The 17,137-nt window shown below is 72.5% G+C and carries 4 protein-coding genes; all 4 read right to left on the reverse strand.

Features of this window, described 5'->3' with window-relative positions; genetic code table 11:
• Positions 1-4 precede the first annotated feature (4 nt).
• Positions 5-1,483: a sugar transferase gene (locus ABZ642_RS40120; protein ID WP_360494514.1), complete on the reverse strand. Its 1,479-nt coding sequence runs from the start codon at positions 1,481-1,483 to the stop codon at positions 5-7.
• An 824-nt stretch (positions 1,484-2,307) separates the two neighbouring features.
• Positions 2,308-3,180, reverse strand: a complete 873-nt coding sequence (locus tag ABZ642_RS40125) for a TauD/TfdA family dioxygenase (RefSeq protein WP_360494517.1) — start codon at positions 3,178-3,180, stop codon at positions 2,308-2,310.
• A gap of 134 nt (positions 3,181-3,314) precedes the next feature.
• On the reverse strand, positions 3,315-12,680 hold the full coding sequence (locus ABZ642_RS40130; RefSeq protein ID WP_360494520.1) for an amino acid adenylation domain-containing protein: 9,366 nt from the start codon (positions 12,678-12,680) through the stop codon (positions 3,315-3,317).
• The gene (locus ABZ642_RS40135) at positions 12,677-16,666 is read right to left on the reverse strand and encodes an amino acid adenylation domain-containing protein (protein WP_360494523.1); all 3,990 of its coding nucleotides are present in this window, start codon (positions 16,664-16,666) and stop codon (positions 12,677-12,679) included. The genes ABZ642_RS40130 and ABZ642_RS40135 overlap by 4 nt, the downstream gene beginning before the upstream one ends.
• Between the last annotated feature and the right edge of the window lie 471 nt (positions 16,667-17,137).

The raw sequence follows: 17,137 nt of genomic DNA on the forward strand, positions 1-17,137 counted from the left end.
CGCATCAGTAGGCCCCCTGCCCATGGAGCACCGCACGCATCGTCTTCCACAAGATCACCGTGTCGAGGGCGAGCGACCAGTCCTCCACGTAGCGCAGGTCGAGGCGGACGGCCTCCTCCCACGGCAGGTCGCTGCGTCCGCTGATCTGCCACAGGCCGGTGAGCCCGGGCTTGACCAGCAGCCGCCGCCGGATGTCCGGGCCGTACTCGGCGCACTCCTCCGGCAACGGAGGCCGCGGCCCGACGAGCGACATCGCTCCGGTGAGCACGTTGAAAAGCTGCGGGAGTTCGTCGACCGAGTACCGGCGCAGCACTGCGCCCACCCGGGTCACCCGCGGATCCCGGCGGAGCTTGAACAGCAGTCCCGCGCCCTCGTTGCGGTCGGCGAGCTCGGCCCGTGCCCGGTGGGCCCCGACGGCCATGGTGCGGAATTTGAGAATCGTGAACTCCCGGCCGTTCTTGCCGACTCTGCGCTGGCGGTAGAAGGCCCCGCCCCGGCTGTCCACCAGCACGAGCAGCGCGGCGAACACCATCAGGGGCGCGAACAGCATCAGCAGGACCGCAGCGCCGACCCGGTCGACGACCTCCTTGATCGCCCGGCGGCCCCCGGTGAAGGTCGGCAGGCTGACCCGCAGCAGCGGGATCCCGAGCACCGCGTCGACGTGCAGCCGCGGACCGGCCACCTCCATCAGCACCGGGGCCACGACCATCTCGGCATCGCTGCCTTCGAGGTTCCAGGCCAGCCGCTGCAGGCGTTCCGGTGTCCAGTGCGGGTCCGGTGTGACCGCGACGACACGGTAGCCGTCGTGGCGGACGTGCTTGGCGACGTCCGACAGCCGGCCGACCACCGGCACGCCGTCCAGTTCGTCACTGTCGAGCCCGCGACCGTCCGTCGTGCACACCGCGTCCACCCGCCAGCCGATGTGCGGGTACTTGCGGGTTCGGCCGATCAGGTCGCACACGGTGGCCGGGCTTCCGGCAGCGAGCACCGGTCTCAGGCACCGCCCTTCCTTGCGCCGTTTGTGCAGACAGAGGCGGAGCAGATACCGCGCGGTCATGGTGACGAGCGCGATCGCGGGGATCGCGACGAAGATCCAGAGCTTGATGTTGCGCGAGGTGAGGGCGATCCCGCCGAGCGCCAGTACGACGGTCGCCGCGAACAGTGAGCGTCCGAGCCGGCGGAATTCCTCGGCACCCTGGCCGAGCACGGCCGGAGCCCACGACCGGCCCACCGCAAGCGCCGCCAGCACCAGCAGCTCGGTGCCGAATGCGAGAATCCCCCACTTCTCGTGCCAGTTGGCCGCGTCCCGGGCCCCGAAGAATTCGCCGATCCCCGCCACCACGAAGGCGGTGGCCACGGTGTCGCTGATGATCACGGTACGGCGGTACCGCTGCTCCCACTCGATCGCCGGCCTGCTGATCGCCTCGTCCGCCAGACGCCCTCGCGCCGGCGGAAAAGGGCCGACTAGTCCCCCCTGCCGCACAGAAACCCCCCGGTCCCCAGTGGTTCGACATGGTGCCCTGACACGGTTCCTACCGTCGGGAGGCCCCCTCCCCCCGCACGCTTCCGCCCCCGGAAAGCCCCCCGGCTCCCCGCGCCGCGCCGTTCCTCCCGCGGGTGGCCCCCGCCCCCCGCGTATGACATCCCGGCTACTTCAGCGCTACTTGAACAACCCGCCCTTGCCGCAGCGGACTTGCCTGCCGTGCCAGGCTCCCGAGGTGCGCGGGAGCCGGTCGAGACCTCGGGTGCTCCCCGCACCCGAAGCCCCTCTCGGGCCCCAGGAGTTGATCACCCCCACGTCTGGCGCCGGACACGCGGCCACTGGCCGTCTGTATCGACCGACCCATAGATCATCATTTGTCGCCTCGTGTCCCAGCATGCGAAGCACGGTCAATCTAGACCATCAAGGCCCGTCTGAAGAGGGGGCCGTGTGGAATTTGTGCTCAAGATTTGAAGCCGAGTCAACGAACGGGCGGCCGCCCGTGGGTGCCTCGGTGACGGAGGACATGCCGTGTGACCTCGGACGACGCGAGTTCTCCGAGCGATCGGCCCCGGCAACACCCCCGGGCGTCCCGGCACCGCCAACTGGGTTGTACTCAGCGCCTGTTCGGCGGATTTCCGTCGGTGAGCACGGGGTGGCGGTCGCGGGGCGGACGGTCGACGGCACATGTGAACCGATCTTCACAGCTCCGCTCGCGTACGCGGAGACCGAGGGCGACCTCGACCGGGTCGTCGCCGTCGACTCCGCGATCACGCACTCACCGGCACGCCGCCCGCGGTGGCACGACGCCGCCTCCGGTCGCGCCGTCAGCCCTTGACGGGGCCGCCGTCGATGGCGACGCGCTGGCCGTAGCGGGCGTAGGGGTAGTAGTCGTACGTCGCGTGGTGCTGAACGCACCGGTTGTCCCAGAAGACGAGGGTGCCCGGAGCCCAGCGAACCCGGCAGTGCAGGACCGGCCTGCAGGCGATGGTGTCGAAGAGCATGTCGAGCAGGGCCCGGCTCTCCTGGGCGGAGAGCTGCGGAACGCGGCTGGTGTAGGCCCTGTTGACGTAGAGCAGCTTGCGGTCGGTCTCGGGATGCCGGGCGACCAGCGGGTGCTCGCTCCTGGGGATGACGTAGTCCGCGGGCGGGGTGTAACCGGCCAGGGCCTGGGCGCCGTCGTGCAGGGCGGTGAGCGGGTCCAGCAGCGAGCGCATGGCCGGCGAGAGCATCTCGTAGGCGAGGTGCATGTTGGCGAAGAGGGTGTCGCCGCCGCAGCCCGGCTCGGGGATCTCGGTGATGTAGAGCATCGACCCCAACGAGGGTTCGGCGTCGGCGGTGCCGTCGGCGTGCCACCCGTTGCCCGCCACGTCCGCCGCGGCCGACGTCGTGCGGATCTCCAGGATGCAGGGATCGCCCTCGGGCGGCGGCGGGTTGACGGGACGCAGCTCACCGAAGGCGGCGGCGAAACGCTTGTGGTCCTCGGCGGTGATCGTCTGATCGCGGAAGACGAGGACGTGGTGATCGAGGAACGCGGCGCGTATCTCGTCGAGTTGCTCCGCCGGGATCTCCCGCGACAGGTCGACGCCCGAGACCTCCGCACCCAGGACGGGGGTGATCCGTTCGACCGTGAGCGTGCGGTGTGCGCGCAGGGGACGCGTGGTCACCGCTTCCAGTGCTTCGCGTTCGTATGACTCCATGACGTCCTCCAGAGGGGGGTGGGGTTACCGGCCGCGGCCGGGCGGTTCGGCAAGGATCGTTCGGCCGAGGGCGAGGTTGCCGTGGACCTCGTCGTCTGCCCCGCCGAGGGCGTCGGCACCGAGCCGGGGGAGGTTCACCGGACGCGCTCCGATCCCCGGTCGCGGCGGGTCCGGGCACCCGCCGCCGGGTCCGCCAGCGTTGCCCTGATGGTGTCGGCCACCCTGTGCACATGAGGTGCCGCGACGATGCCGTAGTGGTCGGTGGGCAGGGACCGCCGCACGGCGGAGGGGGGCAGACAGGCACTCCACTGCCGGTCCGTCTCCCGCGGGTCGCCGGGTGCGGGCATACCCGCCGTGGGCTGTCCGGCCAGCCACAGGAACGTGGGGACGAAGGCGAGCGGCCGCACCCGGTGCTCGCCCAGGCTGCGCAGGTTCGCCCGGCAGCAGCGGGCCAGCCTCTCCGCGTACGCCTGCGCGTGTTCCGCCGACATCGACGAGACACCGGTGCCGAGTTCGGCGGCGAACACCTTCTCGAGATGGGTCTCGTCGTAGGCGGCGACCAGCGCGTCCGCCTGCGGTGGCGGCGGGTCCAGCAGGTAGAGCGCCTCCAACGGCCGTCCGGCCGACTCCGCCAGGCCGGCCATCTCCATGGCCACCCGGGCGCCGTAGGACCACCCGGCCAGGTGCAGCCGGTGGTCGGAGCCGCCGAAGCGGTCACGGAGTTCCGTGTTGTAGTGACGGGCGCGTTCGGCCAGTGACCAGGCGGGCATCGCGGCGTCGCGCAGTGCCGGATCGGCGATGAGGCACACGGTCGGTGCCGGCCCGAGCGCCGCGACCAGGGACCGGTAGGCCTGGATGTCTCCGCCCACGGGGTGCACCAGGCACAGGACGGCCGGGCCGGTTCCCTCCTGCCAGATGTCGAGGACGACCCGGGAGGCCGTGTTCCCGGCCGTACCGGCGGTGGGCTCGGCACAGGCGAGGGCCGCCTCGATGTGTTTGAGGATCTCGGTGAGGCTGACCCGGTGGCTGAAGGAGCCCAGGTCGCACTCGACTCCGTACTCCTCCTCGATCGTGGCGATCACGCCGATCAGGGTCAGCGAGTCGGCGCCGAGGTCGTACAGCGAGTCGTCCGGGTCCAGTTCGTCCACGCCCAGCAGGTCCTGGAGCACGCGGGCCATGGCGTCCGCCCGTTCCCCGGCGCTGTCCGGGCCCGGGGAACCCGCCTCGCCGTCCGTGCGGGGCGCCGGCCCGGACCGCGGGGTGAGCGGTTCCGGCGGGTCGCCGGCGGAGGGGGCGTAGAACGCGCGGGAGACATCGATGTCGGTGGTGGAGACGAGAAGCTGCGGCAGTTGCAGGGCCAGGGCGTGGGCGAAGACCGCCTTGCCCTCCTCGACGGTCAGACCGACCGCCAGGTGGGCCTGATGACGGCTGTCCGTGTCCAGGACCCGGGCCGCCATTCCGGTCTCGCTCCAGATGTCCCAGTCGATGCCGATCCGGACGGTCGTCTCCGTCTCGCGGGCGCGATGGTGGGCGAAGCCGTCGAGGAGGCTCGCGCCGGCCGCGTAGTCGCTCTGGCCGACGCCGCCGAGCAGGGCGGACATCGAGGAGCAGTAGACCGCGGTCTCCGGACGGAAGGTCTCGATCAGGTGCTCCATGACGAGGGCGCCCCGCTCCCGGGCCGCGGCGGCGTCGCGCATCGCGGTGGCGTCGCGTCGGACGAGCAGCCCCCCGAATCCGAGGCCGGCCGCGTGGATCACGCCGTCCAGCCGCGCTGTGTGCCCGGCGACGGCCGCCGCCACTTCGTCGACGGGCAGCGCCGCCAGATCCGCCGGGACGAGGCCGACGCGATCGGCCCAGCGGGTCAGTTCCGCCGGCAGCCGCGGATTCCTCGACAGCAGCAGGACCCGGCCGTCGGTGTGCTCCAGCAGCCAGGCGGCGACGGCACGGCCTATGCCGCCCGTGCCGCCCAGTACCAGGTGGACGGTGTCCGCACCGGACGGTACGAGGGGCTCGGTGCCGGACGGCGCCGGCACGGGCGTGGTGCCCGGTCGCCACCAGTAGCCCTGCCGCAGCGCGAGCTGCCGGGGCAGAGCCGGGCCGCCGGGAGGCCCGGCTCGGCGTGCTCCGGCGACGACCGAGGCCACGTGTCCGGCCCAGCGGGTGAGGTCGCCGTCGGGGAGGTCCAGCCAGTGACCGTCCAGGGCAGCCTCCTGGGGGGCGACCTCGACCGGCCCGGCGAGGAGCGCCAGTTCGGGCCTGTCCACCCTGCCGGCCACGGGCCGGGCGCCGTACGACAGCCACCACACGCGCGGGGAGCCGGTCCGCCCGGACAGTGTCCGAGCCAGCGCCGCCGTGGTGTCCAGGCAGGCGTGGCGGGCGTGTTCCAGCGTGCCGGGGCCGACCGGACCCGTCACCTCCAAGGGCAGCGCGTGCACCCACTCCGCGTCGGCCAGGGCGTCGTCGGGACCGGCCCCGGACAGCGCGTCGCACAACAGGCGCAGCGACGCCGGGTCGGCCGGGTCGGCATCGAAGACGTCGGGCCCCCTGCGGGCGAAGGCGCCGGCCGGGTGTACCCGTACCACGCGGGACGCCACGGCCTCGAACGACGCGAACGCCGCCTGCGGCGTGCTCCCGGCGGCCACGACGACCACGAGGGACGCGCGGCCGGCCGGTGCGGTGGTACCCGCGACGGCGGCGCGGCGCAGCCGGACCCAGTGCGGCTGGTGCAGCCAGTCGGCCCGGGGCAGCCGGCGGGGTCGCGCGGCCGGGGCCTTGGGCGTGCGGTCGAAGTCGTACTCCGCGAGCGCGAAGGACGGGGGCGGGAAGTCCCAGGGCGCCGGGGCGGGGCCCTGCTGCCAGTCGACGGGTCTTCCGGCGGTCCAGTCCTCGGCGAGGTCGTGGGCCGTGCGGCCGACGGCGGAAACCGGCCCGGCGTCCGGGTCCGCGGTACCGTGCGGGACCTCTCCCGCGGCCACCGCACGCAGCCAGTGCTCGGCGGCGACGGCGTCCGCGACGGCTGCCGCGGTCCGCAGCCGCCGGGCCGCACGTCCGCTCTGCAGATGGCGCAGCACGGAGTCGTGGAGCTCGGGCCGCAGTCGGAGGTAGTCGGCGATCCGGGCGGCGTCGGCGGCGAGGGCGTCCGCGCTGGAGGCGGACAGCACCAGGCACTTCGGCACCGCGCCGGTCGCGGCGGTGCCGGTCCCGGTGTCCTGTTCCACGATGACGTGGGCGTTGGTGCCGCCGATCCCGAAGCTGCTCACCGCGGCCACCCGTCGGCGTTCCCCGGGCCAGGGCGTGGCCCGCGCCGGCACGTGGAAGGGGGTGGGGTCGGGGCCGATCTCCGGGTTGAAGGCGCGGAAGTTGAGGTGGGGCGGGACGGTCCCGTGGTGCACGGCGAGGACGGCGCGCACGAGGCCCACCACACCGGCGGCCGCGCCCATGTGGCCGAGCTGGCTCTTGACCGAGCCGAGCGCGCAGCGGCCGGACTCGCTCACGTCGAACGCCTGGCGGAGCGCGGCCACTTCGATCGGGTCGCCCAGCCGGGTGCCGGTTCCGTGCGCCTCCACGTAGCCGAGGTCGGCACCCGTGCGTCCGGCGCGGGCCAGGGCGGTCCGGATCACCTCGCGCTGCCCGGCCAGGGACGGCGCGGTGTAACTCATCTTCGCCGCGCCGTCGTTGTTGATCGCGGAGCCGGTGACGAGTGCGTAGACGGTGTCGCCGTCGCGCCGTGCCTGCCGCAGCGGTTTGAGGACCACGACGCCGACGCCGCTCGCGCCGACCGTCCCCGTCGCGTCGTCGCTGAACGGGCGGCAGTCGCCGTCCGCGGAGAAGATGTGCTGCGGGCGGTAGCGGTAGCCGCCGGTCAGCCCGGGGTCGACGAGCACTCCCCCGGCGAGCATCACCTCGGCCTCGCCCTGCCGGAGCAGGCCGGCCGCGAGGTGCACGGCGACCAGGGAACTGGAGCAGGCCGTCTGGGCGCTGAAGGCGGGACCGGTCAGCCCGAGGTGGTAGGCCACCTTGGTGGCCAGGAAGTCCTTCTCGTGGTGCAGGGCGAGCTCGAAGCCGTCGGGCAGCCGGCCGGGGTCCGCCTCGCGCAGCAGGGACTGGAAGTAGGTGTTCTCCCCGGCACCGGCCACCAGGCCCACGCGCGCGGCCGACGTGTCCGCGACTCCGGCGTGTGCCAGCGCCTGCACACTGGCCATCAGCAGATGACGCTGCTGGGGGTCCATCAGGCGCGCTTCCTGGGGGCTGATGCCGAAGTGGCCCGGGTCGAAGTCGAACATCCCGTCGAGCGTGCTGTGCGCGCCGATGACACCCTCCGGGGCGTCGACACGGCGGATTCCGGTGCCGCCGGAGACCACCAGGTCCCAGAAGGCCGCCAGGTCGGGGGCGCCGGGCACCCGCACCGCCATGCCGACGACCGCGATCGGTTCGCCGGGCTCCGGGGCCCCACCTTCTTTCCCGGCCGGCGCGGCAGGTGTCCGGGGGCCGGGGAGGCGGTCGGCGGCGAGGTGGCGGGCCAGGGAGCGGACCGTGACGTGCTCGAACAGGTCCGCGACGCCGAAGCGTAAACCGAGTTCCGTGGTGCAGCGCAGATGGAAGCGCATGAGGGCGAGACTGGAGGCGCCCGCCTCGAAGAAGGTCTGGTCCGGTTCGATCGCCGCGCCGGTGACCTCCTCGAAGGCCGCGGTGAGCCGCTCCTCCTCGGCCGACAGCCCGGTGCGGGCGCGGACCGAACGGCGTATCTCCTCCCCCGGTGCCCGGAGCACCGCCTGCCGGTCCAGCTTGCCGCTGGGGGTGCGCGGCAGCGCCCGCAGTCTCCGGAAGCGGTCCACGCGGACATAGGAGGGCAGCGACGCGGACAGATGCGCGCTCAGGTCGTCGGCGGTCGGGGACTCGCCGCGGACCTCCAGACAGGCCGTCAGCAGGCCGTCGTCCCGCACGACGACGGCGTTGACCACCGCCGGATGGCGCAGCAGGGCCGCTTCGACGGAGCCGAGTTCCAGCCGGTGCCCGCTCACCTTGATCTGCTGGTCGTCGCGGCCCGCGTAGTGCAGCAGGCCCTCGCTGTCGAACCACGCCCGGTCGCCACTGCGGTAGAACAGGCCCGCGCCGGGCACCTCGACGAAGCGGGCGTCGTCGAGAGCGGGTTCGTCGAGGTAGCAGCGGGTGGCCATGGTGCCGCCGATCAGCAGCTCGCCGCCGCACCGGGCCGGCACCGGGTCGCCCTGGGCGTCCACCACGCGCAGGTCGGCGCCGGCCACCGGGCGTCCGATGGCGGGCCGCTCGGGCCACCGCCCCGGGTCGCCTTCCAGGCACAGGGCACTGACCACATGTGTCTCGGTCGGCCCGTAGTGGTTGAACAGGCGGGCGCCGGGCAGTCCGGCGAACCAGCGACGGATGGTGTCGGTGCACACCAGCTGCTCGCCCGCGGTGACCACCTCACGCAGCCGGGAGGGGTACCTGCCCAGCCGGACCGCGTATTCGGCGAGCAGTTGCAGGGCCACGTAGGGCATGAAGATCCGCTCGGTGCCGGCGGATTCCAGGCGCTCCAGAAGCGCGGGGACGTCCTTTCGCCACTCGGGGCGTACGAGCTGGAGGCTGCCGCCGGTGCACAGCGTCCCGAAGATCTCCTGGAAGGAGACGTCGAACGCCAGCATCGAGAACTGCTGGGTGGCCGCCGGGGCGGTCAGGCCACCGGGACCGGACTGCCACCGGATCAGGTCGCACAGCGTGCGGTCGTGGATCTGGACGCCCTTGGGGACGCCGGTGGAGCCGGAGGTGAACAGGGTGTACAGCGGTCGGGCGCCGTCGTGCGTGCGGCCGTCGTACGGCGTGCCCGCGCCGTCACCTTCCCGCGGCGCCGGGTCCGCCGGGGCGACGAGGTGGCACACCAAGCCGTCCGGGAGCAGCGTCTCCAGTGCCGCCGTGCCGTCGGGCGTGGTCAGGACGCACAGCGGGTCGACCCGCTCCAGGACGCGGCGCAGCGCTTCGACCGGGTAGGAGGGGTCGAGGGGGACGGCGGTGACGTTCAGCCGCGCCAGTGCCAGCAGGGCCACCACGTGCTCGGCGGACGGGTCCAGGTACAGGGCCGCCCGGCAGGGGCTGCCGTCGGCAGGGATCGGGTAGCGGTCGGCCAGTTCCGCGGCGAGGCTCGCGGCGTGGGCGTCGAGCGCCGCGTAGCTCAGGGTGGTCCCGTCGGCGGTGATCACGGCGGGGGCGTCCGGGGTGCGGGCGACCTGCCGTGCGAAGCCCTCGGCGATCGTGGTGAAGCCCGGCTCCGGGGCGGGCCCGCGCCCGTGCCGCGGCAGGGACCGCCGGTACGGCGCGACCAGCTCCCGCGCGGTGGACCGGCCACCGGACCCGAGCGCGTCCACGCCCCGCCGGAAGAGCTCGGCCATCGCCTCGACGGCCTCGCCGGTGAACCGGTCCTCGGCGTACTCCCACAGCAGGTCGAGTCCGTCGGGATGCTCGACCACGGAGACCGTCAGCGGGCACTTGGCCTCCGGCGCGGCCCACCACAGGGGGCGCTGGGCGCAGCCGGGCAGCCGCAGCGCCCCGAAGTCGGTGTTCTCCAGGACGAACAGGAGATCGAACGGGGTGTCGTCGCCGACGGCCTCCCAGCCGGTCAGGACGTCCGCGAGCGCCACGTCCTGGCGGCGCAGCACCTGCCCCGTGCCGGTCCTCGCACGGGCGAGGTGCGAGCGCAGGTCCTCACCGGGCACCACGGTCACGGGCAGCAGCACGGTGTTCGCCATCATGCCCACGCTGTCCGCGAACTCGCGTACCGGGCGGCCCGCGACCGGGGCGGCGATACGCGGGCGGACCAGGCCGGTCACGCCGTACAGGCTCCAGGCGAACACGCACAGCAGCACCTGGAAGCGGGTGAGCCCCAACTCGGCGCAGAGCCGGTCCACCTGGGCCCGGCGTACCACGTCGAGCGACGTGTGCAGCAGTCGCGCCCGCGGTGCCGGGTCCGCGTCCTGGGCGGGCAGCGGTTCCTGGGGCTCCTCCAGGCCCTGGTAGTGGGCCAGCAGTTCGTCGCGCTGCGCCTGGTAGGCCGCACTCGCGAACCAGCCGCTCTGCCAGGCGGCGAAGTCCAGCGGGTTCGGAGCCGGGGCCGTGTTCCGGCCGGTTTCGGCGTCGGCTTCGGCATTGGCTTCGGCTTCGGCATCGGCATCGATGGCCTCGGCGTAATCGGCGGACAGGTCCCGCAGCAGGATGCTCAGTGACCAGCCGTCGACGGCGATGTGATGCAGGTGCAGCAGAAGCGTGCCGCCGCCGGCACGGGGCAGCCAGCAGGCCCGGAGCATGCGGGGGACGGCGAGGTCGAAGGGCTCGGCGAAGAAGGCCTCGGCGAAGCGTTGCGCTTCCTCCTCGTCCCACGCCTGTTCTCTGCCCGGCTCGTGCCAGGGGTCGTACGGTTCACCGACCGTCTGCCGGAGTCCCTGCTGCCCGAGGGCGAAGCCGGTCCGCAGTGCCGCGTGGCGTGCCACCAGGGTCCGCAGTGCCCGCCGGAGGGCAGCGGTGTCGACGGGCCCGTCGACGCGGAAGGCCTGGTTGACGGAGTACGCCCGGGAGCCCGGTGCGCGGCGCTGCAGGAGCCACAGCCGCTGCTGTTCGCTCGTGGCGGGCGCCGAGCGGGCGCCGGCGACCACCGGTGCCGGACAGGCGCCTTCCCCGCCGGGGCCGGCCGTGGTGACGGCCCGGGCGATCGCGGCCAGGTCGCCGTGGAGGACGACCGCCTGTGTCAGGTCGCGGCCCCACCGCTGCCGGACGGCGAAGCAGAACCGCAGCGCCTTCAACGAGTCGCCGCCGGCGGCGATCCAGCGGTCGCCGAGCCTGAGGCCGGTGGTGCCCAGGATCTCCTCGGCCAGCTCGACGACCTCGCGCTCCGTCTCCGTCGGGGCCGGTCCGTCGGAGACGGCCGGCCGCCAGGGCCGGTCGGCCTGCCCCAGCAGCGCGGCCTGGTCGACCTTGCCGTTGGCGTTGATCGGCAGCTCGGCCACTAGATGGATCTGGTGCGGGCGCATGTAGGCGGGCAGGTGGGCCGCCAGGTGGCTGTCGAACTTCTCGTAGGACAGCTCCTGTTGCAGGACGACGAACGCCAGCAGTTCGTTCGGCCCCTCCTGACCCGTGCGGCGGGTGCACACGTGGGCCCGCCGGACCGCCGGGTGGGCGAGAACGTGCCGTTCCACCTCGCCGGGCTCGATCCGGAAGCCACGGACCTTGACCTGCCGGTCGGTTCGCCCGACGTACTCCACCCGGTCCTCGTCGTCGGCCCGTACGAGGTCGCCGGTGCGGTAGAAGCGCTCCTTGCCGCCGTCGAGCCAGGCGAGCCGCACGAAGCGCCGCCCGGTCTCCTCGGGGAGGTTGCGGTACCCGACCGCGAGTCCGGCGCCGCTCAGCAGGAGTTCGGCGACCTCACCGGGCGCGGCGACCCTCTCCTGGCCCGGTACGACCAGGACGGCACCGGTCCCCGGCAGGGGCCGGCCGATCGGCACCACGTCACCGTCGAAGTCCCGCGGGATCGGATGGCACAGGGCGAAGGTGCTGGACTCCGTAGGCCCGTAGATGTTGAACAGACGGGTGCCGCTGTCGGCGTTGTCCCGGTACCAGCGGCGCATCACCCGGGGGTTGAGCTGCTCACCGCCGACCAGCACCTCGCCGGCCGCGGCGAAGCAGTCCGGCACGGCCGTGACCGTCGCGTTGAACAGGGCGGTGGTGACGAAGACGGTGTCCACGCGCTCGCGCCGCAGTGCCGCGGCGAGCCGCTCGGGGCTCCGTACGCCCCCGTCGCGCAGGACCACGCAGCAGCCACCGGTCAGCAGGGGTGCCCAGACCTCGAAACTCAGCGCGTCGAACGCCGGATTCGCCAGACAGGAGTAGCGCAGACCGGGCTCGACACGGATGTAGCCGGGTCGTGCCAGCCGCATGACTCCGGCGTCGCGGACCTCGACGCCCTTGGGCCGTCCGGTCGTTCCGGAGGTGTAGAACAGGAAGGACACCTCGCCTGCGGCGGCCGGCGCCCGCACGGCGGCCGCGGCGCACGGGAGTTCGGGCAGCAGAGTGTCCACGGGCAGCGCCTTGACGCCGTGCGGAGGCTCGGTGACGCTCTCGGGGGCGGCGTGCACCAGGGCGGCCGCTCCGGAATCCCGCAGGATGAAGCGGCGGCGTTCGGCGGGGCTCTGGGTGTCCAGCGGCACCACCTGGGCGCCCAGTCGCAGAATGCCCAGCATCACGCAGACCAGCCGCCATGAGCGCGGCAGCGCCACCGCAACGGCCTGCCCGGAAGTCACGCCCTGGCGGCCCAGGGCCTGGGCCACGGCGGCGGACGCGGCGTTCAGCGTGGCGTAGTCGAGCCGTACATCGCCGTCGGCGACCGCCTCCGCCCGTGGGGAGCGCAGGGCCTGGCGGTGTATCGCGAGGGCGAGCCCGACCGGGTCGCTCAGGTCCTCGGCCAGGTCGGCGGAGGAAGTTTCGACGCGCGGTTTCATCATGCCTCCGACGGGCCGGAAAGTGTCGTGCGCTCCGTCCCGGTGCCACCCGGGGCGGTTGCCGGCCGGTCCAGTTCCGCGGCGAGGACGGCGGCGACGCGTGGCAGTTCGTCGCTCTCCAACATGTCCCAGTGGCCGCAGGCCACCGGCTCGACCACGAAGTGACCGTTGACGCGGCGCCGCCAGAACGCGCGCAGGCGGGCCGCCGCATCCTCGCCGTCCTCGTCCTCCACGGCCGTCGCCTGCATCAGCACGACACGGGCCGGCGATTCGGGTACGACGTAGTCGCGTGCCGTCTCGCGGTGGTGGTTGTAGACGGTCAGGTACCGGGCCACCTGGTCGTCGTCGATGCCCGGGTACATGCCGTTGAAGCGCACCAGCTTCTCCCGGAACTCCGCCATGCCGACCGGCGCCATCGCGGCGTGCTGCCCCGCGTCCTCCGCGCCATGGGTGTCGAGCAGGACCACGCTCACCCTCTCGTGTCCGGCCGCCACCAGGTGGCGGCCCATCTCGTACGCGATCAGGCCCCCGTAAGAGAGCCCGCACAGCACCAGTGCCTCGTCCGGGCGGGGACCGACGAGCCGCAGATACTCCTGGGCCATCGCCTCGACACCGGGCAGGGTGGACTCGCCGGGGTTGATGCCGGGCGCCTGGAGTCCCACCACGCCGACGTCGTCGGGCAGTTCCACGGACAGCGGCAGGTAGCAGAACGCGGTGCCGCCGGCGGGATGCACGCACACCACGCGCTGTCCGCCGCTGCCGGCGCGGAACTCCACCAGGCTGCTGGACTCGGCGGACGGCGGAGCCTCGGCGCCGTTGCCGCGCACCCGCTCGGCGAGCGCCTCGATGGTGGGGTGCAGCATGACGTCCCGGACCGGCAGCGGCACGCCGAGTTCCTCCTGGACGGCGGACGCCATCTTGATCGCCGAGATCGACGTGCCGCCCAGCTCGAAGAAGTTGTCGCCGATTCCGACGTCCGGGTGCAGCAGCACCCGCCGCCAGATCCGGTACAGCGCCATCTCGACGTGGTCGCGGGGCGCGGCCGTGTTGACCCGCCCCGAGCGGGCTCCTGCCGCGGCGTGCAGCACTGCCGTCCGGTCCACCTTGCCGTTGCGGTTCGACGGCAGCCGCGGGAACTCTGCCACCACGACGGGGATCATGTAGTCCGGCAGGCGGTCTTTGAGGGCCGCGCGCCACTCGTACGCCGTCCGTGTGGCATCGGCGTCGCATCCCACGCCGGCGACCAGGTGGGGGCCGCCCGGTGTGTCGCGGTCGGCCAGCACCACGGCCTCCCGCACCCCGGGCACCGCCAACAGGGCTGCCTCGACCTCGCCGGGTTCGATGCGGAAGCCGCGCAGCTTGAGCTGGTCGTCCCGGCGGCCGACGTACTCGGCGTTGCCGTCCGGCAGCCAGCGCGCCAGGTCGCCGGTGCGGTAGACGCGTTCGCCCCGCACGAACGGGTCGGGCAGGAAACGCTCTTCGGTGAGGTCGGGCCGGTTCAGATATCCGCGGGCCAGGCTCGCTCCGCCGAGGTAGACCTCACCGGGAACCCCCACCGGTACCGGGCGCATACGGTCGTCGAGCAGGTACAGGCGTGTGCCGCGCAGCGGCCGCCCGATGGGACACGACCGCTCGTACGGCTGCGGGTCGGTGTAGGCGGTGGAGTAGAGCGTCGCCTCGGTCGGGCCGTAGCCGAAGCAGACGCGCAGGCCTGGCAGCAGCTCACGCATGCGGTGCAGGGCGCTCTCGGGCAGGGACTCCACTCCGGTGAGGAGCTGACGCAGCCTCAGTCCGGCCAGTCGCGTGGCCGGATCCTCGTCGATCCACAGGACGTAGGACGGAGGCAGGAACGCCTGGGTGACCTCACGTTCGCGCAGCCAGCCCATCAGCGCCCCGGGATCGCCCCGCAGCGCGTCGGGAACCATGTGGATCACCGCGCCGGTGGTCAGGGGCATGAGGAGTTCGTGGACCGAGGCGTCGAAGCCGATGCTCGACCAGGCCGAAGACGCCTCACCGGGGGCGTCTCCCATGAGTTCACGCCAGTGGTCGAAGAGATTGACGACGCTGGCGTGCGTCACCGCCACGCCCTTGGGGCGGCCGGTCGATCCCGAGGTGTAGATGACGTAGGCGAGCCGGGTGGGGTCCGCGTCGATGCCCGGCGCCTCGTCGTGCGTTCCCTCGGCCTCCACCTTCGCCAGGTTCTCCCACAGCTGCCGGTCGTCGCCCGCGGTGTCCGCCCGGTCGGTCAGCACGAGTACCGGTGCGGCGTCGCTCACCATGGCGGTGAGCCGTTCCAAGGGCTGTCCGGGGTCGAGGGGCAGGTAGGCGGCCCCGGCCTTGAGGATGCCGAGCACACCGACGACGAGTTCGGCCGTGCGTCCGGCGTGCAGTCCCACCACGCGGTCGGGCCCGGCGCCGCGGGCGATCAGCGCACCGGCGAGCCGGTTGGCCCGGCGGTCCAGCGTCGCGTAGTCCAGTGCCGCGTCGTCGGCCACCACGGCGGGTTGCCGTGGCCGTTCGCGCACTCGCGCCGCGAACCGCTCCAGCAGGCCGGGCGGTGCCGGTACGGCAACGGCGGGCCCGGCGCTGAAGGTGGCGAGGAGTTCGCGCTGTTCGTCCTCGTCCAGCAACGTCAGGTCGGCGATCGCGGCCTGGGGCCGTTCGGTCATGAGGCGCAGCACGCGGAGGAACTGGCGTACGTACCGTTCGGCGGTCGTGCGGTCGAAGAGCGCCACCGCGTAGTCGATCTCCCCGGTGAGGTGCCGGCCCTCGTCGGCCAGGGCCAGGACCAGGTCGAACTTCGCGGGGACGTGGGCGGCGTCCTGTCGTAACTCGACCTTCAGGTGCGGGAGTTCGAGTTCCTTACGCATGGAGGGGACCCAGGCGAACATGGTCTGGAACAGTGCCGTGTGGGCAGGGCTCCGCGGTGGGTTGACCAGTTCCACGACCCGCTCGAAGGGCAGGTCGACGTGGGTGAGGGCGTCGCGGATCCGCTGGTTCACCCGCTTCAGCGCGTCGCTGACGCTGGGCGAGCCGGACAGGTCCGCGCGCAGGGCGAGGGTGTTGACGAAGAAGCCGATCAGGCCCTCGACGTCGCCGCGACGGCGGTTCGACGTGGGGGCGCCGACCACGATGTCGTCCTGCCCGGAGAGCAGGGACAACAGCACCGACCAGCCGGTCAGAACGGTCGCGTACAGGGAGACATCGTTGTCGGCGGCGAGGTCGCGCAGGGCCCGCGTCAGCTCCTCGTCCACGGTCACGGGCAGCCGGTCGCCGTGGAAGACCTGCTCGGGCGGGCGAGGCCGGTCGGTGGGCAGGGAGAGCACGGCCGGGGTGTCGGCCAACGCGGCCGCCCAGTAGTCGCCGTGCGCGGCGGGCTCTTCCCCCGACATCCAGTCCCACTGCCAGCGGGTGTAGTCGCTGTACTGCCACGTCAGTTCCGGCAGCGACACGTCCTGCCCCTGCTGGAGCGCGGTGTACACCAGGCCCAGCTCGCGCAGCAGCAGGGAGCGGGACCAGCCGTCGAAGACGATGTGATGGACCGTCAGGAGCAGTACGTGGTGGTCCGGTTCGAGCGCCACCAGGCAGCCTCGCACCATGGGCTCCTCGCCCAGGCGGAACGGGGTGCCTTCCACCTCCTGCCGGATCCGCGACAGCCGCTCGGCCGCGTCACGCAGTCCCGTCAGGTCCTCGAAGGTCACCGGAAACCCGGCCTGCGGCGGATCGACGACCTGGAGCGCCGACCCGCCGGAGGGCACCAGCCGGGTGCGCAGGGCCTCGTGCCGGGCCGCGAGCAGGTGCAGCGCCTGGATGAGCAGGTCCCGGTCCAGCGGCCCGCGGATGTCGAAGGGCATCGGCTCGTTGTAGGCGGCGCTGGCGTCTCCGTCCATGCGCGCCATGACCCACAGTCGCTCCTGCGCCAGCGACAGGGGCGCGGGAGGTGTTCCTTTGTCCGGGTGACGGGTGACGGTGATTCGTGGGGAAGACACGGATTACCCTTCACGAGAAGAGAACGCGACGGAAATCGGATCCCGCGTTCCCGAAGGATCAATGATTCACGCAAATCGCGTGCGGGTATGCCCGGCATGGCCATTTTCGAGTGATTCGGCGCGGTCAATTCCCTTGCGGAGCCGATGTACGAAAAGTGCGGCGACCCACGCCGGGTCTCGGGTCGATATCCTCAGGGGTTCAGCGGCTCTTCGCGCGAGCTCAGGGCTGTCGCCTTTCCTTTGCCAGAACTCCATAAAACTGCGTCAGATGCATGCGGAGGAGTGGTTGAGGAAGTGTCCGTTTTTTTCCGGCCACCCCTGCGGTGGCTCATTTCCGCCGATATTAAATGGATACCGATTAGGTGGTCAACAGTGACCCGCGCCACACTCTTTCGACGGCACGGGACACCCATGTCCGGCCGGCGGCCGACATTAAGGGCCGACCCGAAAACAGCCGATCACAATCCGCTA

The organism is Streptomyces sp. NPDC007157, assembly GCF_040634235.1.
Taxonomy (GTDB): Bacteria; Actinomycetota; Actinomycetes; order Streptomycetales; family Streptomycetaceae; genus Streptomyces.

What these genes read in the sequence shown, in the direction of transcription:
- ABZ642_RS40125 (WP_360494517.1), bottom strand. Translation starts at nt 3,180, where the DNA reads ATGGAGTCATACGAACGCGAAGCACTGGAAGCGGTGACCACGCGTCCC.
- ABZ642_RS40130 (WP_360494520.1), bottom strand. Translation starts at nt 12,680, where the DNA reads ATGATGAAACCGCGCGTCGAAACTTCCTCCGCCGACCTGGCCGAGGAC.